Raw genomic sequence first — 21,289 nt, forward strand, 5'->3', positions numbered from 1 at the left:
TCGAAGGGAAGGGCGCATCCCTGCGCCCGGCTATTCTCTACTGGCGCAAAAGGTGCGCCGCGGGAAAAGCTAGCCTACAGCGTTGTCAAACTGCTTTTGGACGGAAGCGGAAGGCTCTTCCGTCGCCAGAGAAACAACAATGATAGCTACGGTCGCTAGAATGAAACCAGGGATGATCTCATAAAGGTCGAACAGACCGCCGCTTAATTGCTTCCAGACGACGACAGTAATGCCGCCCACAAGAATGCCTGCAAGAGCGCCGTTACGGTTCATGCGCTTCCAGAATAACGCCAGGATCAAGGCGGGACCAAATGCAGCGCCAAATCCGGCCCATGCGTAGCTCACCATGCCCAGTACTTTGCTGTCAGGGTTTAGCGCGATCAGTGCAGCAATAACAGCAATAACGACTACCGCGAGGCGGCCAACGTTGACCAGCTCCTGTTGGCTTGCGTCTTTGCGGAACAGCGCCTTGTAGAAGTCTTCAGCCAGTGCGGAAGAGGATACCAGCAACTGAGAGTCTGCAGTGCTCATTACCGCCGCCAGGATCGCCGCCAGCAGAATGCCTGCTACGACAGGGTTGAACAGAGCGTTGATCAGCAGCATGAAGGCTTTCTCGGAGTCTTCCAGCGGATTGGCGAAATAAGAGATCGCAGCGAAACCGCACGCGAGCGCGCCAATCAGAGTCACGGCGGTCCAGGATACTGCGATGCGGCGCGCCATTGGAATATCGTCTTCAGAGCGGATGGCCTTGAAGCGGGCCAAAATGTGCGGTTGGCCAAAATAACCCAGACCCCAGCCAAGCAACGACAGGATGGCGATAATGCCTAGTGGTTCGCCTTTGACGCTTGTCCATACGTCCAGCAATTCGGGGTTCTTCGCCGCCATAGCGGCATTGGCTGCGCCCCAGCCGCCATCTGCGTTGATCGCGATAATTGGTACGATAACCAATGCGGCGGCCATTAATAGGCCTTGCACTACGTCAGTCCAAGAGACAGCGAGGAAGCCGCCGAACAGGGTATAGGAAACAACAGCCACCACGCCCGCGAATACCGCCCAGTTGTAGTCAAGCCCGAATACAGTGGCGAACAGTTTGCCGCCAGCCACTAAGCCGGAGCTGGTGTAGAACAGGAAGAACATCAGGATGAAAAACGCGGAAATTACCCGCAATAGACGGCTGCTGTCTTCAAAGCGGTTTTCGAAAAACTCGGGGAGAGTAAGGGAGTCGTTGGCGGCCTTACTGTAAACGCGTAGACGGCGCGCAACGATAAGCCAGTTCAACCAAGTGCCGGTCAACAGGCCAATGGCGATCCAGGCAGCTTCATAGCCGGCGGCGTAAGCATAGCCAGGCAAGCCTAACAGCAGCCAGCCGCTCATGTCGGAAGCGCCAGCGCTCAGTGCGGAAGGAAATGGGCCAAGGCTACGCCCACCTAAAATATAATCGGAGAGGTTCTTAGTGCGTAAGTATGACCAAACTCCAATACCCAGCATCCCTAACAGATATACTAAGAAAGTCATTCCCACAGCAAATTGATTTTCAATCATGCTAGGTTACTCCTGCTTGTTTTTAATTGTTCTATGAACGCGGGCGTACGCAGGACGCCCGCTATGAGTGCGGCGCTGAGCGAAATTAAATGTGCTCGACGCCCAGCGACAGCAGAGTTGCGTTTCCGCCGACGGCTGTCGTGTTAATGGTGCGAGTCCGCTCATTTGCGAAACGCAACAGGTAGTGGGGGCCACCGGCTTTCGGGCCAGTGCCTGACAGGCCGTGACCGCCAAATGGCTGCACACCGACCACTGCGCCAATCTGGTTGCGGTTAATGTAGGTGTTGCCTACTTTTACTCGCTTCTCGATGTGAGCGGCGGTTGTTTCGTTGCGGCTGTGAATGCCCAGCGTCAGTCCGAAGCCTGTGTTGTTGATGCTGTCGATCACATTGTCGAGCTCTTCCGCAGCATAGCGAACGATGTGCAGAATTGGGCCGAAATGCTCTTTGCTTAGTTCATTAATTGAACCGATTTCAAACGCGCTCGGCGTAACGAAAAAGCCTTTGTTGTGATCGCTCGGCAGTGTGGCCTCTGCGCTCCAGCGGGCGCTCGCTTTCATCTCTTCGATGTGCTTCAGAAGGCCTGCCTGCGCTTCGGCGTCGATAACCGGGCCTACGTCAGTGCTCAAATGCTTTGGATGATCAACCTTGAGTTCTTTCAGCGCGCCAGACAGAAGCTCCAGGATTCCGTTGGCGATATCCTTTTGCACGAATAATACGCGGAGTGCTGAACAGCGCTGACCTGCACTGGCGAAGGCGGATTGTACTACATCTTTAACCACCTGTTCAGGTAACGCAGTACTGTCCACGATCATGGCGTTCTGGCCGCCGGTTTCTGCGATTAGCGTTGCAATTGCGCCATCGCGAGACGCGAGCGTGCGGTTGATGATGTGCGCTGTCTGAGTAGAGCCTGTGAATGCGACGCCGCATACGCGGTTGTCATTCAGCAGCTGTGGCCCAATTTGCGCGCCGTCGCCCGGTAGGAAGTGGATGGCTTCTTTGGCGACACCCGCTTCCAGCATCATGTCAATTGCGCGAGCAGCAACCAGGTTGGTTTGCTCTGCTGGTTTGGCGATAACGGCGTTGCCTGCAGCCAGAGCGGAGGTGATTTGCCCGATGAAAATCGCCAGTGGGAAGTTCCATGGGCTGATGCAGACAAAGACGCCCTTGCCTTCAAGGTACAATTCGTTGGACTCACCTGTAGGCCCTGGCAAAACGGTAGGCTTGCTGAAGTGCTTACGGGCCTGATCCGCGTAGTAGCGGCAGAAGTCCACGGCTTCGCGAACTTCGTCAATGCTGTCCTGCAGCGTCTTGCCTGCTTCACGGCAGCATAACGCCATGAACTCAGGCAAATTGGCCTCCATCAGGTCCGCCAGCTTTTCCAGGCTTTGCGCACGTTTTTCGACAGGTGTGCTGTTCCACTTTTCGAATCCGGCATAGGCGGCCGCCAAGGCGTCATCGACGTCGTTAGACTGGCTCCAGTGGACGACGCCTGCGGACTGGGACTGGTCGTAGGGGCTCAAGACAGGCGTGGGCGCATTCAGGGTGCGGCGCTCACCATTAACGATGGGGCTGGCTTTCCACTGGTGCTGATCCCAGGCTCTCAATTGTTTTTCTAACGGCGAATATTGATTTTCCACGAACAGGTTCACTCCCATTGAGTTAATACGGTTGCCGAATATCTGTGCAGGCAGGGGGATGCGATGGTTGGCTAGCGAAGAGTATCGGGTCAACTCATGCACCGGATGTTGCACCAGGCTGTCGATGGGCGTTTCTGCGTCCACCAGACGGTGTACGAAAGAGGAGTTTGCACCGTTTTCCAGCAAACGACGAACCAAGTAAGGCAGCAGGTCTTTGTGCGCGCCTACCGGAGCGTAAATGCGTACTGTGCGTTTTTGCTTCGCCAACATCGCGTTATAGAGCGCATCGCCCATACCGTGCAGGCGCTGAAACTCGAAAGAGCGGTCGCTCTTTTCCGCCAGAGCCTGCACGGACGCCACAGTATGTGCGTTGTGCGTAGCGAACTGCGGATAAATATGATTGCGCGCATATTCGCTGAACAGGAAGCGGGCGCAGGCCAAGTAAGACACGTCGGTGCTTTCTTTGCGAGTATACACAGGATAGGCGGAGAGGCCTCGTTGTTGGCACAGCTTGATTTCGCTATCCCAGTAAGCGCCTTTAACCAAGCGCACCGGAATGCGGTCGCCTTGCTCCGCCGCCAGGGCGGTAAGCCAGCACAATACTGGCAGTGCGCGCTTGGAATATGCCTGAACCACCAGACCAAACTCGCCCCAGCCGCGGCTGTCAGGTGAGCGATAAAGCTTTTCGAAAAGACGCAGGGACAGCTCCAGACGGTCCATTTCTTCTGCGTCGATAGTCAGACTGACGTTGCGTTCACGAGCGGCGCGCACCAGCAACAGGACTTTTTCGTACATTTCGGTCAGGACGCGGTCCTGATGGGCTTGCTCGTAACGAGGGTGCAGCGCGGACAACTTGATGGAAATACTGGACGCGCCCGGGCGAGAGTCATATTGGTCGGCGCCGACGGTCTCAATCGCTTTTATGTAGGATTGGAAGTAGCGCTCTGCGTCTTCCGCCGTCAGTGCGGCTTCGCCCAGCATGTCAAAGGAGTAGCTATAGCCTTTGTCTCGGTATTTGCGCCCGTTTTGCAGCGCCTCGCTGATGTCGCGGCCCAAAACGAACTGCTTGCCCATGATTTTCATGGCCTGGTTCATGGCGCTGCGGATAACCGGCTCGCCGCATTTATTGATCAGACGCTTTAAAACGTTGGCGGGAGTGCCGTCGATGTTGCGATCGAGCTTGACTACTTTGCCGGTCAGCAACAGGCCCCAGGTTGAGGCGTTGACGAGCGTGGACTCGCTCTTGCCCATATGCTTGTCCCATTGGGCGGCGGACATCTTGTCGCGAATAAGAGCGTCGGCTGTTGCTTTATCGGGGATGCGCATGAGGGCTTCCGCCAAACACATCAGCAGTACGCCTTCCTGCGTATCCAGGCTGTATTCCTGCAAAAGGGCGTCAACCATGTGTACGGAGTCGTCCTGGGCGCGGACATCTTCGATCAGTTTGGTGGCGCCTTGTGTAATCGACTTTAACTCTTCGGTTCCGGGCGTGGCCAGAGCCATGAGTTCTTCGAGATAGGCCGCTTCGTCAACGGCGTAGTTTTGAGTTATCGCCGTCCACAGCGAGTCCAGGCTTACAGCTTGGATGTCGGGCGAAAGTACGGATGAAGCTTTAAACATACGGAGTACTCCAGAACCGCGATAATTGGCGTTGTTGTTTGTAAAGATCCGGCTCTTGAAGTCGAGCCGGCCCGGCTTGATCCGCTGTCGTTTTAGTTGGTCGAAATAACGTCAGTGGCCGGAGTCGGGGCGAATGGACAGAATGTAATGTTTTGCTATCGTTCAGGTCTTACAAAAAACTGCATGGATTTTGCAAAAAACTGTGCTTTACAGAACTGCAATAATCAGAAATTGACCTGTCGCATTTACATTCTGTCGGATTGCTGACTGCGTTTTTGCACCTGTTTGGGGGTGAGTCCGTCATGCTTACGCATGCAGTTTGTCAGGGCGCTTTGGCTGGAAAATCCGCATTTCTGACTAATTTCCGCAATAGACAGATTTGTCTCCAGCATTAAGCGTTTGGCGTAATCCAGACGCGCCCTGATGACATACTGGTGGGGCGTTTGATTGGTCGCCATTTTGAAGAGTTCGTGGAAGTGGCGCTCGCTGACGCAAATGCTGCCAGCAAGATCTGATATACAGATTCGCTCATGCAAATGTTTATAAATGAATTGATCGATTCTGTGCATGTCCAGTACAGGCGACTTCTGCCGTTTTACGCTGGGCGAGATTCTTCGGCTCAAGCAGCGGATAATGCTGCATGCCAAGTGGTGGCGCAGTGCGCGGTCGTCTTGCGCCCACTGTATTTCCTGAATGGATACCTGCGTCAGTTGTTGTAATCCGCGATCCAGTGTCACAAGCTGTGGTCTTTCAAACATAGGGTTCAAAAGGTCGTAGTCGGGATGGTGTGAATCAAGAAAGGCGGGATAGTCCTGGTCCAAATCTATGACCAGCACGTGGTTGCGGGGACGGCCGTAGAAGTCGTGGAATGTTTCGGTCGGAACGATGCAGGCGTGGCTCACGTCCAACCGGGCTGCGAGACCACACATATCAATTTCAGCGGTGCCGGTTAGACCCAGCACTAGTTGGTAATGCGTATGTTTGTGCCGATTTACGTTTTGCGGCAGGCTGATCACATTTGCTTGCAGCATGCAAAGTATCGAATAAATGTTTAGGTTTGGTTGAAAAATATACAGATATGCTCAGGGTAAATGCATCCATTGCGGCATGCAAGTCAGGCGGCGCAATATTACCACCCTCTTCCTTTATATGCTGCTGAAATTTATACTGCACGCTTTTTCCGGTCCGAGTGTTTTCCTTAACGCAATCAACGTGTTGTCTTTGGATGAAAATAGTCCAAATGGATTGTGTGCGGTTTTGGTAAATAGGCCTAACGGCCAATGGTGGATTTTACTGTGATCAGTATCCTTACCGTGCGACTAATAGAGAACGACACACAATGATCTCCTACACCTTTCACCGCCGTGTGCTGCTAATGGCAGGATGCTTTGCTGTCGCTTTGGGATTGGCAGCCTGTAACGAACATGATTCCAATGGGGACAAGTCCGCCCAAAATAGCGGACAGTCCAACAGCGCCCCTGTGGATCCATCCTCTCCAACGCAAAACGGCTCAGACTCCAATAGCAATAATACTGGTGCGGATTCCGGCTCCACAGACCCCGGTACGTCCACCCCAACAAATCCCGATCCAGATGGGAGCGGCACAACAAATCCTACTCAGCCAGACACGCCTTCTGAACCGGATACGCCCACGGAGCCAACTACGCCTTCCGAGCCATCAAATCCTGATGATGGCGACAATGCTTCCAACGATGACGCTCCTGTAGAGCCGGAGCGCTCACTGACCGTTAGTGGATATGTGATAAAAGGCGCGCTGAAGAATGCGCTGGTCGCTGCGTTTCCCGTTGTGGAGAAAGGCGCAGCGAACGATGCTGATTTTCAAAATCCTGCTGCGCTGACTCTGACCAATGCTGACGGCAGTTATGAGTTAATTATTAAGAATCCTGCGCCGGGAGGTTACCTGATCGAGGCGACCTCCAACGAAAGCACGCGGATGGCATGTGACGCCACTGCAGGTTGTGGTTTGAATGCGTCGGGGCAGGGAACATCCTTTGGCGACGTTATGTCTCTGTCGGAAGGTTTTGTTCTTGATTCCTATCTGCCATTGCCGTCAGCCGATAAAGCGGTTCTGAATATCTCTGCATTGACCCATCTTGCTGTAGCGCTCAGCCATAAAAGTAGTAAAGGTTTAACATCAGTAACCTGGAGTAAGGCCAAAGCTGATCTGGCTGAATCTTTGGGTATTCAAGCCGAATTGATTGATAAGAGACCTCTGGATCTGGTCGCCTTGCCTAATGGCGATGCCGCTGGCGTGGATATTGAGTACATGCGCGTGAGCGTGGTCAACGCCGCATTCGCTGGTTTGGCGCAGCGTCAAGGTATGTCGATCGCCAAAGTTATGGTTGATGCGGTGAAGTCTTATACCGATTCCGGTGAGCTTCCCGCCAGCGATTTCAATACGCAGGCGCTGGTGACAATGAATGTACTGTTCAATGAGGCGTCGGCTATTTCTTTGGATCTGGAGGCGATGACTGGCAATAAGTCGGTGCAGTCATTACTTTCGCAAATCAGCCAGCAATCTTCAGACTTCGCCAAACGCGCTGCGTTAGGCGACTCCACGCCAGTAAAGATATCTATCCAGCCTACCTCAGCAAGCGCTTACGTATCGGAGTCTGTCACATTGAATGTCTCCGCTACTGGTACCGATCCGATTCGCTACCAATGGCGTAAGAACGGGGTTAATTTGCCTAACGCCACACATAGTTCATTGGCGTTGAAAGGCCTGACTGTGAGTAACAGTGGTAACTACGATGTGGTTGTCAGCAATGATGTAAGCAGCGTCACCAGTAATCTCGCCAGTATTAAAATATCTCCCAAGCCTGAGCGTAAGGTGAAGATTGCTTGGAGTACTCCAACTACGCGAGAGAATGGCGATGGGTTGGCCAGGTCTGAGTTGAAAGGATTTCGTATCTACCATCGCGCTCCAGATGAAAACTATGAAAAAGTGATTCAGATAAACAGCCCATCCCAGACCAGTATTGAATTGTCTAACCTGCCTGCAGGCTACAATACGTTTGCGATAACGGCGGTTGATGTAAGCGGACTGGAAAGCGAATCCTCTAAAACGCTGTCTAAAACTTTCAAATAACCACTAGCGCGGGGCGCGCTGGAATGGATTAAGGCCGGAAGCCTGTCTGCAATGGATAAAGCCCGGCCTTTTATTGTCTCTCGTTATTAGTTATCCCTCCCTTTCTTGGCGAATAATTTACCTTTACCTGATAAGTTCTACTGCTATGCTAGGCGATGGTAGGGCGGCTCTGTTGGCCTTCAGATTTAGCTATCGCAACAAGGAGTTAAAATGCATGTCATGTTGAAGCGCGTTATGTGCTTTCTCGTTCTGCAATTTGTGGCTGTCTGTGCTCAGGCGGCTGGAGATAAGGGGCTGTTCTGGAGAGTGGAGTCAGACGGCGCTACAGCCTATCTACTTGGCGCTATTCACTTTGGATCAGATGATTTTTACCCTATGCGTCGGGAAATAATGGATGCTTTTAAACGTAGCAATGTTTTGGTTGTGGAAATGGATGAGAAAGCGACATCGCCAGAGAAGCAGCAGGAGATCATTCAGCGTTCAGCGTTTTATCCCAATGGTGAAACGATTCATGATCATCTGTCTCCTGAAACGATAAAACTGCTTAGAGAGCGACTCAGCTTGCATCAGATTCCATTGCAGGCGATTGAGCGCCAACGCATTGGTTTCATCGAGCTGACATTGGCGGCTTTGGAGGCCATGCGTCTGGGGTACTCGCAGGATAGGGGCATTGATTATTACTTCCTTAGTCAGGCGAGGGGGAGTAAGCCCATTCGAGAAATTGAGTCTTTTCAAGAACAGATGGAGTTGGTCATGAAGCTCCCTGAAGTAGAGGAGGCCACGCGAGAAGAACTGTCCAGAATGGATGAGTATGAAAAAATCTGGGAGGAGATGGCCACCGCCTGGAAGAAAGGAGATGCGGACGGAATGTATCGGTTGGCGATTGGAGATCCCTTGAAGGAGACGCCTGAGGCAAAGCCGGTATACGAGCTGATGTTTGACGGTCGCAATCCAAAGATGGCCAAATCGGTTGAGACTTGCCTGGGTAACAAGGAAATCTGTTTTGTGGTGGTGGGCGCAGGCCACTTGGTGGGCCCCGGCAGTGTAGTGGACTTGCTGCAACAGCAGGGCTACCGGGTTTCGCAACAATAATCCGCTTGGATCGCCATATCCTGATACGGAGGTTAAACCAAGCTTACATTGGCCTCCGTATGTTCTTTCAGCTTATTCCATAGTTTTTCCAAGCTGGGGTGTTTGTTGTCTTTTTTACGATAAAAGCGCACTTCCAAGTCTGTATAGTACCTCTCATCTCCAGCAGGCTTCATTCTTCCATAGCGAATGCTTTCCTGCGCCAGTCTGAAAGGAATCCAGCCTACGCCAAATCCCTCCCTAATCATTGCTTTGACGCTGACTGAATGGAAATTCTTGTTAACGGTCACCAAGTGCAGGTCGTTCTGCGAGTGGGTAATCGTATGGTGCACTACCGGTTTGAGGAAGGCGTTGTCGTGATAATCGATAAATGGTATTGGTCTTCTTTTATGTCCAGGCAGAACAAATTTGGGGGCGCCAGTCTCATCGACGGAGCTGCATGGCAGTAATCGCTCTCCCGCAATTTTGACGTATTCGAACTCATTGGGCGCTGCATCCGCCAATAGTTCAATACTGGGGTGCCAATAGCACAGCATGATGTCGCATTGCTGTTCCAGTAGCGCATGGGAAAAGTCGCGAACTGTCCAGGCCGTCGAATGGAGGTTCAGATCCAGTACGATATCCAGCGCGCGACTGAAGGGCTCCAGCCATGCCTTGTAGAAAGAAAGGTAAAGCGTTTGCGTTGTCGCGAAAACCAGTCGACTCGATTGCTCCTCGCGGATAGCGTGACATTCCTCTCGCGTATCTCGCAGGATTCGGGTGATTTTGTCGGCGGCGTCCAAAAACAGCTCACCTGCCGGCGTCAGCGATAAGGGAAGGGTGTTCCTGTCCACTAGCTGTACGCCCATTTCTTCTTCCAGAAGTTTTATCCGACGGCTAAATGTCGGCTGCGTCACATTCTGCTCATCCGCGGCGCGTGAAAAGTGCCGGGTTTTAGCGAGAGCTATGAAGTCTTCAAGCCAACGAATTTCCACAGATCTACAGTCCGCTATAAGATTTTATTGTTGGGGTAGTTGAAAAAGCCGGCTAATCCAGCCGGCCTTCTTCAACAGCATGACACGCCACCTGGGTTCCGTCTACCTCCCTTAATACGGGGACTTCACGCTTGCAGCGATCATTTGCGTGGGGGCAGCGTCCATGGAATACGCAGCCTGAGGGAAGGTTTACTGGAGTTGGAACCTCGCCTTTGAGGCGTATGAAATCAGGCTTTTCATCTTCCAGTCTGGGAATTGCGCTGAGCAGCGCCTGGGTATAGGGGTGTCTGGGGGCGGCGAATAATTTACGGGCTGTGGTGACTTCGCAGAGTGACCCCAAGTACATGACGGCGACCCGGGTGCCGAAGTGCTCAACTACGGACAGGTCATGGGTAATGAACAGATAAGTGAGTCCGCGCTGTTCCTGTGCGTCCATCAGCAGGTTCAACACTTGCGCCTGAATAGATACGTCCAGCGCGGAAATCGGTTCGTCAGCGACAATGAACTCGGGATCTACGATCAAGGCGCGCGCAATGCTGATACGTTGCCGCTGACCGCCGGAAAATTCATGAGGAAAGCGCTCGCCCCAGGAAGGGTCTACGCCAACGGACTTCATGACTTCCTCGACCTTGTCTTTCAGCTCACCGCCTGCCAGTTTTGGCTGGTGCCAACGAATCGGCTCTTCAAGCGTCTGCTTGATTGTCATGCGCGGGTTAAGCGATGCATAGGGGTTCTGGAAAATCATCTGCATCTTGCGGCGGAAAGGCATCATCGCATTGGACGACAAATGATCGATGCGCTGTCCTTCGTAGCGAATCTCTCCGCCGCTGGGGGACAGAAGTCCCATCACAACGCGTGCGACCGTGGACTTGCCGCAGCCGGACTCACCGACCACGCACAGCGCTTCTCCTTTTTGTACGTCAAGAGAGACGCCGTTAATGGCGTGCACATACTCGCGCTTCATATGGAAGCGACCGTTGGAGAAGCTGATTTGATCCAACCAGTCGCCATGTATCGGAAACTTTTTGTATAAGTTTTTTATATTCACCAATGCTGTCATAAGACCGGGCTCTTGTAATTCTATTTCTCTTCGGAAGCGGGGACGTCAGCCTGTTTGATCATGTCCTCCACCATATGGCAGGCCACGTGGCAACCGCCGGATACCGTAAAATCCGGTTGCTCCTTTTCGCACCGTTCCTGCGCATAGGCGCAGCGCGGGTGGAAAGCGCATCCTTTGGGGATGCGTTGCAGCGGCGGCATCGCTCCGGGAATCTGGTACAGGCGTTCTCCAGGCACTCCCTGTTGCGGCAAGGCGTTGATCAGTCCTTGCGTATAGGGATGCTGAGCGTCATTGATGATTTCCTTGGTCGGGCCCTGTTCGATTATTTTCCCTGCATACATGACGATCATTTGTTGTGTGACCTGGGAAACAACTCCCAGGTCGTGAGTAATCAGGATCAGCCCCAGATTCTGGCTTTTGCACAGCTCCAACAGCAGGTCCATGATCTCCGCCTGGATGGTGACGTCCAGAGCGGTAGTAGGTTCATCGGCGATGATGATGTCTGGATTAAGCAAAAGAGCGATGGCGATAATGATGCGTTGCTTCATACCGCCGGAAAGCTCATGAGGATATTGATCAAGGCGTTTTTCCGGAGAAGGAATTTGCACCAGTTTGAGTTTTTCCAGAGCGATTTTTCTCGCTTCTTCTTTGGACACGCGAGTGTGCGCCTGCAGACATTCAATCATCTGCTCGCCTACCGACAGCACGGGGTTCAGGGTCATCATGGGGTCCTGAAAAATCATGCTGATGCGGTTGCCGCGCACATTACGCAGTTGGTCGGGGGGCATCTTCAACAGGTTTTTGCCGTCGAAGTTGATTTCTCCGCCAGAGATGTAACCAGGACGGCTCAACAAATTGAGAATCGAGAATGCGGCGACGGATTTTCCTGCGCCGGATTCTCCCACGATACCCAGGCGCTGGCCTCGATCGACAGTGAAGCTGATGTCCCGCAGAGCGGTCACGGCGCCGCTGCGCAATCCAAATTTTACTTCCAGGTTTTTAACTTCTAATAGCGCCATGGATCAGCCCTTGTAAAGCTTGGGATTGAGAACGTCGCGCATCCAGTCGCCCAGTAGATTCACTACCAGAACCAGACATATCAGCACGATGCCGGGGATGATGGTAATCCACCAGGAGCCGGAGAAAATGAACTCAAATCCGCTGGAAATCAGAGAGCCGAGAGACGGCTTGGAAGGCGGCATGCCTAGCCCTAAGAAGGACAGGGACGCCTCCGAAATAATAGCGTTGGCGATTTGCACCGTAGAGATGACCAGCACCGGCGACAAAGTATTCGGCAGAATATGGCGGAACATAATGCGATTGGAGCGCAGGCCGATGACTCGGGCCGCGTCGACATACTCTTTCTTGCGCTCAGCCAATACTGTTGCGCGAACAGTCCGGGCGTACTGCGGCCACTCGGCGATGCCGATGACGAGAATCAGCATGAACAGGGCCAGATCCTGATAAAGCTCTGCGCCGAAGGCTGCTTGAAATACCGCCAGGACGATGATCGCCACCATCAGTGTGGAGAAAGATAGCTGGATATCCGCCAGGCGCATCAGGAAGCTGTCGACTTTACCGCCGAAGTAACCGGCGATCAGGCCGATGACAATTCCCAGGAACGCCTGCAGCACGACGGCGCAGACGCCAATCATCAGCGAGATGCGAGTGCCATAGAGGATGGTGCTCCACATATCGCGCCCTTGGGCGTCGGTGCCGAAAACGAAACGTTCGTCTCCGTTTTCTTCCCAGTTGGGTGGGATTTCCGCGTCCATGATGTCGACCTGGGTAAGGTCGTAAGGATCAAAGGGCGCCAATACGGGAGCTAGCAGACTCGCAATCAGAATCAATGCGAAGATAGTGAAACTGACGATCGCGATCTTGTCTTTTTTGAAGCTGTGCCAAAAGTGAGAGTCTTTAAACTGCGCCCATCGGCTCGGTGAAGCTTTAACGTTAGATTGCATGAGGGTTACTCTCCTTCCTGATGCTATTGCTTACCGGCCAGTTTTACGGTTGGGTTAACCAGTCCGTAAATCAGGTCCACGATAGTGTTGGTTATCACGAAGATACCGCCGACGACGATCAGATACGCCACGATCAATGGCGTATCGACCCGGTTCACTGCTTCCAGAAACAGGAAGCCCATGCCTGGCCATTGAAAGACCGTTTCGGTCAGGATCGTGTAAGCGACCATGGTGCCTATCTGCACGCCGCCGACGGTAATGACGGGCAACATGGTGTTTTTAAGCGCATGCAGAAAGTAGATACGTTTCGGGTTCAGGCCTTTCGCCCATGCGTAACGCACGTATTCCGACTCCAGAACTTCCATCATCTCTGAGCGAATCAGACGGATGAATAGCGGCAGCATGATAGAGGACAGGGCGATGGAGGGAAGAATCAAGTGCATTATCCCGTCCCAGGTAACGAAGCCTGTATCCCAGTAGCCAAAGACATGGACCAGTTCGCCGCGTCCGAAGGACGGCATTAGCCCCAGCTCAATAGCGAATACATACATTAATAGTATGGCGGTCAGAAACACCGGTATTGATATCCCGATAATGCTGACGCCCATCACCAGCTTGGAAAACCAGTGGTGTGGCCGGATGGCTGAAAATACGCCGAGCGGCACCGACAGCAGGACAATGATCAACGTAGCGCCAAAAACTAATTCCAGGGTGGCGGGAAGTTTCTTGAGGATAACCTGCAGGGCGGGCTCTTTAAAAAAGTAAGAGTCGCCAAGATCTCCCTGAACGGCTTTTTTTGCAAAACGCCAGTATTGGGTCAGGAAAGGGTCGTTGAGCCCCATTTCTTCCCGCAGCGCGTTGCGTTCTTGTTCGGATACGGCTTGTCCCACCAGTTCTCTGAGTGGGTCGCCAAGATTGTCTTGAATGGAGAAACTGATCAGGCTGATGACAAACATCACCACCGCAGCCTGAGCGATTCTGCGAATTAAAAATGCCAACATCTAATAGATACCTAAGGCGTTAAAAGGAGAGCCAGATTCTTTCCCTTCGGACAGCAGTCCCATCACTGCTGTCCGATCCCCTCCAGAATCTGGCTCTGATTCTTTGCCTGAATGGCGGGCTAATTAAGCTTGGTTAGCTTACTTAACCACCAAGTCGCCGAAGTACGGGAAGTCCATAACGTTCAACACTTCTTCGGCGCCGACATTCTTCTTGGAGGCCCAGGCCAGGTCCTGCCAGTGCAGTGGGACGAAAGCGCCCTCGTCGTAAAGGGTTTTCTCGATGGTCTGCATGATTTCTGCGCGTTCTTTGGAGTCAGTGGACTTGTTGGCCTGTTTCACCATTTCATCCACTTTCGGGTTGCAGTAGTTGCCGCTGTTGTACTGTCCAGCGCCCGTTTCGGTGTTGGGACACATCACCAGGAACTCGTAGAAGTTGTTGGAGTCCTCGGTGTCAGAGTGCCAGCCGATCATCATGATATCCGCCGCGCGAGCGTCGAACTCAGGCCAGTACTGGGCTTTCGGCAGGGTTTTCAGGTCGACCTTGATGTTGATTTTCGCCAGCATGGCGGCAGCGGCCTGTGCGATTTTCTCGTCGTTCACGTAGCGGTTGTTCGGCGCCATCATAGTGACGCTGAAGCCTTTTTCGTAACCGGCTTCTTTCATCAGCTCTTTGGCCTTGTTCAGGTCATAGCGAGGTTTCAGGTCTTCGTTGTATCCCAGGTAACCTTTTGGGCTCAGCTGAGCGGCTGGCGTTGAGAAGCCTTTCATGATCTTGTCGCTGATCGCTTCCTGGTTGATCGCGTAGTTGATCGCTTGACGTACGCGAGCGTCCTTGAATTCCGGGCGACGTTTCTGGTTCATCTGGAAAGTGATGATGCGGGTGCCGCTCATGGTCACCAGTTTCGAATTCTTGTCGGACTCGATGCGCTTGAGGTCTGTCGGCGGAACCGGCGCAATATAATCCACGTCTCCGGAAAGCAGCGCCGCAACGCGGGTCGGGTCTTCTTTGATCGGAGTCAGCACCATCTTGTCGACATTGCCGGGAGAATTGGAGTCCCAGTAACCGGGATAACGGGTGAACTCAACCTTTACGCCTTGCTCACGGTAGGACACAGTGAAAGGCCCTGTGCCGGAAGCTTTGCGGGAGGCGAAAGAGTTGCCGTGTTTGACCAGCAGGTCCTTGGGTTGGCCGTTGTCATCTTTGCCGCTGTAGAAGGCGCTGTCCATTGGGAATAGATAAGTGGCGTTGTTCAGCACCAATGGAAAAGGCTCTTTGGTCACCAGATCAACGGTGTAATCGTCAACGACTTTAACATCCGCGAATGGGTCGAAGATTCCCTTGAAGTCTGGAGACTGTTTCAGGCGATTAAAAGTCCACTTCACATCTTTGGCGGTGAATGTGTTTCCGGAGTGGAACTTAACGCCCTTGCGCAGGTGGAAGCGCATAGTCAAATCGTCGACTCTCTCCCATTTTTCCGCTAAACGCGGTTCGAAAGTGAGGTCTTTGGTCCAGCGCACCAATGGATCGAACAACCAGTGGGACAACTGTAAGGTGCCGCCGGAAAGTTGTTCGTGGGGATCAAGTGAAACGGGATCTGCGTCCAGCGCGAGCTTGAGTGTCGCGGCGTTAGCGTTTACCAGGCCCAGTGATAGAACGGCCCCAGCAATAATACCAAGAGACTTTTTCATTGTTTCGTCTTCCTTCTTCGTTGGGAATGACTGTTTATTATGAGCGACCGGATATTTCCGTCCTGGAGCCACCAGCCGCGTCTACTGCCGACAGGTCAGCACTAGAAGGCGTTAAATCAAGCTAGCGTTGATTCAGGTTATCCCTAAAGAAAATGATACATGGTCGTTAGAAGCGAGTACTGCATCATGAGATAAGCAGCCTAATGGCTCGCGTATCACTCAGACAATCGAAATTTCGACACGGCTCATGCATGAAACGTATAAGTATGCACCCGTATTGTGAAACGCTGAAATTAATTGGTGCAGAATGAACTGGTGTTTCTGCGATATTTTCTCACCTTATGGCAGGTGTATGTAAGTGATTGAAATAACGGGAACTGTGATGAAAATGGAGAAAAAACAGTCTATCGACTATCTTAGGTGGTCGGATTCACCATAGATTTTACGCATATGTCAGGCCCGTCTCTCGTGGCTGGCCGCCGCGCAGGCGCATTCATGCGTCAGGTTATTAACATGCCAATATCATTACCATGTTAATAAAAAAGAACCCGGCGGGAGCCGGGTTCTTTGCGTTTGGGTTAGCGTGGAAGTCTAACCGTCAGATAGTTGGAGGGAGTGCTTGCTCCGCAGGCGTTTTTCGCCACCACTCTTGGATAGTAGACGTAACCCCTTTGCAGCTGGTAGAAGTCCACGTAGTTGCCCTGGGTGTTTTGATAAGGTTTCCAGGCCCTTGCATAGCCGTCCCAGGTTTGCACTTCATACTGTGTAGCGCCGTTTACTTTCGGCCAATTCAGTCTGAACTGAGTTGAGTACACATAGGAGGACTGCAGGCCAGTCGGCTTGGCGGGAGGGTTTGTGCAGCCTTTACTCTGAGGGATGACCACTTTGATCCAGTTGGTCGCCTGCCCGGAGCCGCACTGATTCTTGGCGTAAACACGATAGTACTCGGTTGTGCCCAGACGGCTTGCCGTGACTTCCATAGAAGTCGCATCCGTTTCCTCATGATCGCGCCATTCCCTGCCAGTCCACTTTTGCACTGCATAGGACGCTGCGCCGTCTGCTGCGCTCCAGCTCAGCGTGAAGCGGCCGTCCGTTACGTCCGATGCGGCGAATGCGCCGGGAGCGCCAGGAGGTTGTGTGCAATCCTGACTGTCAGTCAGTTCTACAGTGAGATGCTCCGAGGGCGTGGAGGCTCCACAGGCGTTCTTGGCGGATACTCTGACCCATTGAGTGCTGCCTTGTTCCAGCCCGTTGACGGACAAAGTAGTCTCAGAGGTGTCTTCCAGCGCTTCCCACTTAGAAGCGGACTCGCTCCAGATCTCGGTATGGTAGCTTTCCGCCGCAGAGACGGCGCTCCAGCTGAAACTGAAGGAGGTTGACCCGATATTTGCTGAAGCCAGACCGGTAGGCGTGGCCGGGGCTTCTTTACAGCCGGTATCGGAATCGCCCAGTGTGATTGTCCAGGTGTTCTCAGCGACCAGCAGCTTGTTGGGGTCTTTAATGACGCGAGGTGTCTTGTCTGCCGCCACGGCTTTCAGTTTGTATACGCCCTCCTGGTACTTACCGCTATTGAAATTGAATTCAGCGCCTTCGCCTACTTGTTGGTCATTCAGATACCACAGGGTCTTCACGGTCTGAGAAGCGGTATTCACTGGCGTAACGGAAAAATCTCTGGATTCGCCCTGTCCCATGGAAATGTCGGTTTGTGCGGGATTCGCCGCATCGATGACATTAACGCGTCCATAGATGCGGCGCACGATTTCGCTTTCATTGACGGCGTAGAAAGGCTGGCCCAGCTCTTTCATCATTGAATTCTGCGTGGGGCGGTACATGCCGCGCGCGCAGTACATAGCGCCTTCATATACGCCCACGTTTGCGTCGACATCCGACCAGTGGCGCCATTTTGCGCCGGTGGAGTCCGCCGTCGCGTTGGCGTTGTCTGGCTCACGAACCTGGCATGTGCCGTAGTCGTACTCATCGGCCAGTTTGGCGAAGCTGTGCCCCAGCTCGTGCAGTGCAAGGTCGATCGCCTGGGGCGCCAGGGACATGGTCGCTACCTGGCCACCCGCGCCGCCGTATTTTTCAGTGTTAACCACCACTAGAACTTTATCCATGGCGTTGGCCGGCATCACTGATTTCAGGTAGTTGAATACTTTGTTTTCATCCACACAAAGAAGGCGTTCGATGTTGTAACAGTTGAAGTAAGCGCCAAATTTGGTGTCGATAGGGCCGCCGTTGCCTGCGCCGCTTTGATTGCTCGGTACTTCCACGCGCCATACGTTGAAATGGTTTTTGTATTCTTTGTAAATATCCTCGCCGAAGTAGCCTTCAACGATTTTGCGAACGTCTTCTTCGAACTTGCCGAGGTCGCTGTTGGTGTAGCCTTCGGAGACCAATACCAGGTCAGCCCGGTTTTCTGAATCACCGGTTTTGAAAACGCTGAAAACCCCGTTATCCGCCTGGGCTTCCAGGCTCACCGCGGCGGCCGTCTGCGCTGTCTGTTTCTTTCCCAGCTTGATGCGCTGTAATAAGTTGAATTGATAGCCAGAGCGCTGCTTTTTAACGGTGTTCAATTCCAATGTGCGGATATCCAGGCGATTGGGGACGTCGAGACGCAGCGTCCCAGTGTTTTTGACGATCTCCTCCGCAACTTCTATCCGGCCGCTTTCGGGGTCGAACGCTTCCGCATGCATAAGTAAAGGGTTGTCGACCGCTTGTCGGTAGACTTCACGCCCCTGGGCGTCTTTCCCGATGACCATCAGTTGGTCGTCGGAAACGATTTCATCGTCCTGGTGAAATTTGGCCTGTTTGGCGATTTTGTCTTTCACACTGGCGTTGACGCCGGCGGAAAGGTCGCTGGGATTGGCGGCGTTAATTTGAGTGCGATCCAGCTGGATATACAGCTCGGTCACTGATTCTGCTGTGGCGAAGGCGGATGAGCACAGCAAAAAGACAGGTATGAATAACTTCGCAAGCGCCTTCATTTCTAGCTCTCCTTTCAGGCAAGAGGTCCATGGACGGGATATGCGCTGGAGTTTGTGCGTCGGCGGCATCATCCGGAATCATCCATTTCTCATGGTTAATGACATGCCCGGAGCCTTAACTCCCTCTGCGCCGGACTGGTTAATTGATAAGCATAGCCGCTTAATAATACACAGGAGCGGAGGCCTTTTATGTAGTTCCTAGGAGCTATGCAGGAGGGCGTATGGCTTGTTAAATCAATGGCCTAGGCTTATTTCTAAATGAGAGGGCGATTTGCTTTCCTGCATAACGCCAGCTCTAAATAACTCAGGGAAATAAAGAAATACTTTTTTCGAATAAATTAATTGAAGCGGATAATTACGGATGCGTTTATTAAATAGAGGGTGTTGTATTCGCGGCTGACTTTGCCGACGACAAAGCGTATGAAAAATTAGGAAAATTAACTTCTGACGCTTATTATCGGAATCAGGCTGCACGGCCAAATAAGCTTTTATTAAATTTTTATGAAGGGTGTCTCCACTGTGATCGAACATATCAAAGGCAGTCTGCTTGAAGCTCAGCGGGCTTTGAATGACTTTATCGCCAATGCGGAGGCTATGCGTGGTGTGGAGGCGGCGGCCGAAACCTTGATTCGGACCTACGAAAACAGAGGGCGGGTATACTCCTGTGGCAACGGCGGCTCCATGTGCGACGCCATGCATTTTGCGGAAGAGTTGACCGGGCGGTACCGTAAAAACCGCTCAGGTCTGGGAGCGATTGCTATCAGCGACCCCAGCCATATGAGCTGCGTCGCCAACGACTTCGGATACGACTTTGTTTTTTCAAGATACATTGAGAGTCATGGTCGTGAAGGCGATAGCCTCATCGCTATCAGCACCAGCGGCAAGAGTCCAACCATACTCAATGCAGCGAAGGTGGCGAGAGAAATGGGCGTCAGCGTCATCGCCCTGACCGGCAAAGCGGGCTCGCCACTAGAGAGTCTGGCGGATGTCTGCATCTGCGCCCCCGGCGGCTCATATGCAGACAGGGTGCAGGAACTGCACATCAAAGTGCTGCACATATTAATTGAGTTGGTTGAGCGACGTTTCTTTCCTGAGAACTACGAGCAGGAATGAGTCCCGGCGCTTCCATAAAAAAACCGGGCTTGAATCCCGGTTTTTTTCTGTTCAGATCGATGGCTTACCCGCGCGGCTTGATTCTGCGCGTGGAAAGCATCTTGGATGGTTGCAGCAAATCATCCAGTTGCGCTGCAGTCAACAACCCTTCCTCCAGCACCAGCTCCACAACGCCGCGCCCGGTATGCAGCGCTTTCTTGGCGATGCGCGTGGCGTTTTGATAACCGATGAAAGGGTTCAGTGCGGTGATGATGCCGATGCTGTTCTTAACGGTGTTTTCACAGTGCTCTTTGTTGGCGGTAATGCCGGCGATGCACTTGGTTTCCAGCATTTTGATGGCTTCGCCAAGCATACGCATGCCGCTAAGCAAGTTGTAAATGATCAATGGCTCCATTGCGTTCAGCTGCAGCTGCCCGGCTTCCGCCGCCATAGTGATGGCGAGATCGTTGCCGATGACCTGAAACGCCGTCTGGTTCATGGCCTCAGGGATAACCGGGTTAACTTTGCCGGGCATGATAGAAGAGCCGGGCTGCATGGGAGGCAGGTTGATTTCATTGAAACCTGCGCGGGGGCCGCTGGACAGCAGGCGTAAATCGTTGCTGACTTTCGACAGCTTTACGGCCAGGCGCTTGAGTACGCCGGAGAACAGAATGAAGGCGCCCATATCTGAGGTGGCTTCAACCAGGCAGTGCGCCAATTGCATCGGTTTGCCCGAGATGTCCGCGAGCGCATCAATCGCCAGGTCAGGGTAATCCGGGTGCGCGTTCAGACCGGTGCCGATAGCGGTTCCGCCCAGATTCACTTCCTGCAGCAGGCCCGCCGCATAGCTGATGCGATCAATATCTTCGCGCAGCGTCACGGCGTAAGCGCCAAACTCCTGGCCCAGGGTCATGGGAACCGCATCTTGTAACTGCGTACGCCCCATCTTGATGACGTCAGCGAACTCACGTGACTTCTCTTCCAAAGCCTTGATCAGGTCAGACAGCGCAGCGCTCAGCGGTTCCGAGGCGAAGATAATGGCGAGTCGCGCAGCGGTCGGGTAGGCGTCGTTGGTGGACTGAGACATATTAACGTCGTTGTTGGGGTGCAGGAATTCATACTCGCCCTTGACGTGTCCCATGATCTCCAGCGCGCGGTTGGCGATCACTTCATTGGCGTTCATATTGGTGGACGTGCCTGCGCCGCCCTGAATGAGGTCGACGATAAACTGGTCGTGATAGCCGCCGTTGATAATGTCGCGGCAGGCCGCTTCAATGACGTCCGCTTTGGCGTCGCTTAGCTGGCCGGTTTGTTGGTTAGCGCGGGCGGCCGCCATTTTGACCATGGCCAGGGAGTTGATCAGTTCTGGAAAGTGGCTGATGGGAACGCCTGTGATGTTGAAATTCTGCTTGGCGCGTTGGGTTTGAATTCCGTAATACGCGTCCCGGGGAACGGGCTCATCACCCAGTAAGTCGTGTTCGATTCGAACCTCGGTCATAGATACTTCTCGCATGGCCAACAATTAT

At 53.0% G+C, this 21,289-nt stretch carries 14 protein-coding genes; 3 read left to right on the forward strand and 11 right to left on the reverse strand.

Features of this window, described 5'->3' with window-relative positions:
* Positions 1 to 69: 69 nt before the first annotated feature.
* The 3 genes from putP to AC2IBB_RS10535 all read right to left on the reverse strand — a co-directional run bounded on the left by putP (position 70) and on the right by AC2IBB_RS10535 (position 5,832).
* The gene (putP, locus tag AC2IBB_RS10525; protein WP_486332813.1) at positions 70 to 1,542 is read right to left on the reverse strand and encodes a sodium/proline symporter PutP; all 1,473 of its coding nucleotides are present in this window, start codon (positions 1,540 to 1,542) and stop codon (positions 70 to 72) included.
* 85 nt (positions 1,543 to 1,627) lie between these two features.
* Positions 1,628 to 4,801: a bifunctional proline dehydrogenase/L-glutamate gamma-semialdehyde dehydrogenase PutA gene (gene putA, locus AC2IBB_RS10530; RefSeq protein WP_486332814.1), complete on the reverse strand. Its 3,174-nt coding sequence runs from the start codon at positions 4,799 to 4,801 to the stop codon at positions 1,628 to 1,630.
* Between the two features lie 245 nt (positions 4,802 to 5,046).
* Complete coding sequence (locus tag AC2IBB_RS10535; RefSeq protein ID WP_486332815.1) at positions 5,047 to 5,832, reverse strand: helix-turn-helix domain-containing protein; 786 nt, start codon at positions 5,830 to 5,832, stop codon at positions 5,047 to 5,049.
* A 449-nt stretch (positions 5,833 to 6,281) separates the two neighbouring features.
* Here AC2IBB_RS10535 and AC2IBB_RS10540 point away from each other — a divergent pair, with 449 nt between their 5' ends.
* Positions 6,282 to 7,910: an immunoglobulin domain-containing protein gene (locus tag AC2IBB_RS10540; RefSeq protein WP_486332816.1), complete on the forward strand. Its 1,629-nt coding sequence runs from the start codon at positions 6,282 to 6,284 to the stop codon at positions 7,908 to 7,910.
* 210 nt (positions 7,911 to 8,120) lie between these two features.
* Positions 8,121 to 9,002, forward strand: coding sequence for a TraB/GumN family protein (locus AC2IBB_RS10545; protein ID WP_486332817.1), 882 nt, complete (start codon positions 8,121 to 8,123; stop codon positions 9,000 to 9,002).
* Between the two features lie 32 nt (positions 9,003 to 9,034).
* Here AC2IBB_RS10545 and AC2IBB_RS10550 read toward each other — a convergent pair whose 3' ends face one another.
* The 7 genes from AC2IBB_RS10550 to AC2IBB_RS10580 all read right to left on the reverse strand — a co-directional run bounded on the left by AC2IBB_RS10550 (position 9,035) and on the right by AC2IBB_RS10580 (position 18,671).
* Complete coding sequence (locus tag AC2IBB_RS10550; RefSeq protein ID WP_486332818.1) at positions 9,035 to 9,973, reverse strand: LysR family transcriptional regulator; 939 nt, start codon at positions 9,971 to 9,973, stop codon at positions 9,035 to 9,037.
* A gap of 52 nt (positions 9,974 to 10,025) precedes the next feature.
* Positions 10,026 to 11,033 carry an ABC transporter ATP-binding protein gene (locus AC2IBB_RS10555; protein WP_486332819.1) on the reverse strand — a complete coding sequence of 336 codons (1,008 nt, stop codon included), beginning with the start codon at positions 11,031 to 11,033 and terminating at the stop codon, positions 10,026 to 10,028.
* Positions 11,034 to 11,053: 20 nt separating this feature from the next.
* Positions 11,054 to 12,052 (reverse strand): ABC transporter ATP-binding protein, encoded by a 999-nt coding sequence (locus AC2IBB_RS10560; protein ID WP_486332820.1) that lies wholly within the window; start codon positions 12,050 to 12,052, stop codon positions 11,054 to 11,056.
* A 3-nt stretch (positions 12,053 to 12,055) separates the two neighbouring features.
* A complete protein-coding gene (locus tag AC2IBB_RS10565) occupies positions 12,056 to 12,997 on the reverse strand; it encodes an ABC transporter permease (RefSeq protein WP_486332821.1) in 942 nt (313 codons plus the stop codon).
* Positions 12,998 to 13,020: 23 nt separating this feature from the next.
* Positions 13,021 to 13,998 carry an ABC transporter permease gene (locus AC2IBB_RS10570; protein ID WP_486332822.1) on the reverse strand — a complete coding sequence of 326 codons (978 nt, stop codon included), beginning with the start codon at positions 13,996 to 13,998 and terminating at the stop codon, positions 13,021 to 13,023.
* A 138-nt stretch (positions 13,999 to 14,136) separates the two neighbouring features.
* Positions 14,137 to 15,687 (reverse strand): ABC transporter substrate-binding protein, encoded by a 1,551-nt coding sequence (locus tag AC2IBB_RS10575; protein WP_486332823.1) that lies wholly within the window; start codon positions 15,685 to 15,687, stop codon positions 14,137 to 14,139.
* A 578-nt stretch (positions 15,688 to 16,265) separates the two neighbouring features.
* A complete protein-coding gene (locus tag AC2IBB_RS10580; protein WP_486332824.1) occupies positions 16,266 to 18,671 on the reverse strand; it encodes a M64 family metallopeptidase in 2,406 nt (801 codons plus the stop codon).
* A gap of 519 nt (positions 18,672 to 19,190) precedes the next feature.
* On the opposite strand from AC2IBB_RS10580, the gene AC2IBB_RS10585 reads away from it, so the two are divergent.
* Positions 19,191 to 19,784 (forward strand): SIS domain-containing protein, encoded by a 594-nt coding sequence (locus tag AC2IBB_RS10585; RefSeq protein WP_486332825.1) that lies wholly within the window; start codon positions 19,191 to 19,193, stop codon positions 19,782 to 19,784.
* A gap of 64 nt (positions 19,785 to 19,848) precedes the next feature.
* Here AC2IBB_RS10585 and aspA read toward each other — a convergent pair whose 3' ends face one another.
* Positions 19,849 to 21,261 carry an aspartate ammonia-lyase gene (aspA, locus tag AC2IBB_RS10590; protein WP_486332826.1) on the reverse strand — a complete coding sequence of 471 codons (1,413 nt, stop codon included), beginning with the start codon at positions 21,259 to 21,261 and terminating at the stop codon, positions 19,849 to 19,851.
* Between the last annotated feature and the right edge of the window lie 28 nt (positions 21,262 to 21,289).

It is taken from the genome of Hahella sp. NS-SX17, from assembly GCF_057367735.1.

What these genes read in the sequence shown, in the direction of transcription:
- putP (WP_486332813.1), bottom strand. Translation starts at nt 1,542, where the DNA reads ATGATTGAAAATCAATTTGCTGTGGGAATGACTTTCTTAGTATATCTG.
- AC2IBB_RS10560 (WP_486332820.1), bottom strand. Translation starts at nt 12,052, where the DNA reads ATGGCGCTATTAGAAGTTAAAAACCTGGAAGTAAAATTTGGATTGCGC.
- AC2IBB_RS10555 (WP_486332819.1), bottom strand. Translation starts at nt 11,033, where the DNA reads ATGACAGCATTGGTGAATATAAAAAACTTATACAAAAAGTTTCCGATA.
- AC2IBB_RS10535 (WP_486332815.1), bottom strand. Translation starts at nt 5,832, where the DNA reads ATGCTGCAAGCAAATGTGATCAGCCTGCCGCAAAACGTAAATCGGCAC.
- AC2IBB_RS10575 (WP_486332823.1), bottom strand. Translation starts at nt 15,687, where the DNA reads ATGAAAAAGTCTCTTGGTATTATTGCTGGGGCCGTTCTATCACTGGGC.
- aspA (WP_486332826.1), bottom strand. Translation starts at nt 21,261, where the DNA reads ATGACCGAGGTTCGAATCGAACACGACTTACTGGGTGATGAGCCCGTT.
- AC2IBB_RS10570 (WP_486332822.1), bottom strand. Translation starts at nt 13,998, where the DNA reads ATGTTGGCATTTTTAATTCGCAGAATCGCTCAGGCTGCGGTGGTGATG.
- AC2IBB_RS10545 (WP_486332817.1), top strand. Translation starts at nt 8,121, where the DNA reads ATGCATGTCATGTTGAAGCGCGTTATGTGCTTTCTCGTTCTGCAATTT.
- AC2IBB_RS10565 (WP_486332821.1), bottom strand. Translation starts at nt 12,997, where the DNA reads ATGCAATCTAACGTTAAAGCTTCACCGAGCCGATGGGCGCAGTTTAAA.
- putA (WP_486332814.1), bottom strand. Translation starts at nt 4,801, where the DNA reads ATGTTTAAAGCTTCATCCGTACTTTCGCCCGACATCCAAGCTGTAAGC.
- AC2IBB_RS10580 (WP_486332824.1), bottom strand. Translation starts at nt 18,671, where the DNA reads ATGAAGGCGCTTGCGAAGTTATTCATACCTGTCTTTTTGCTGTGCTCA.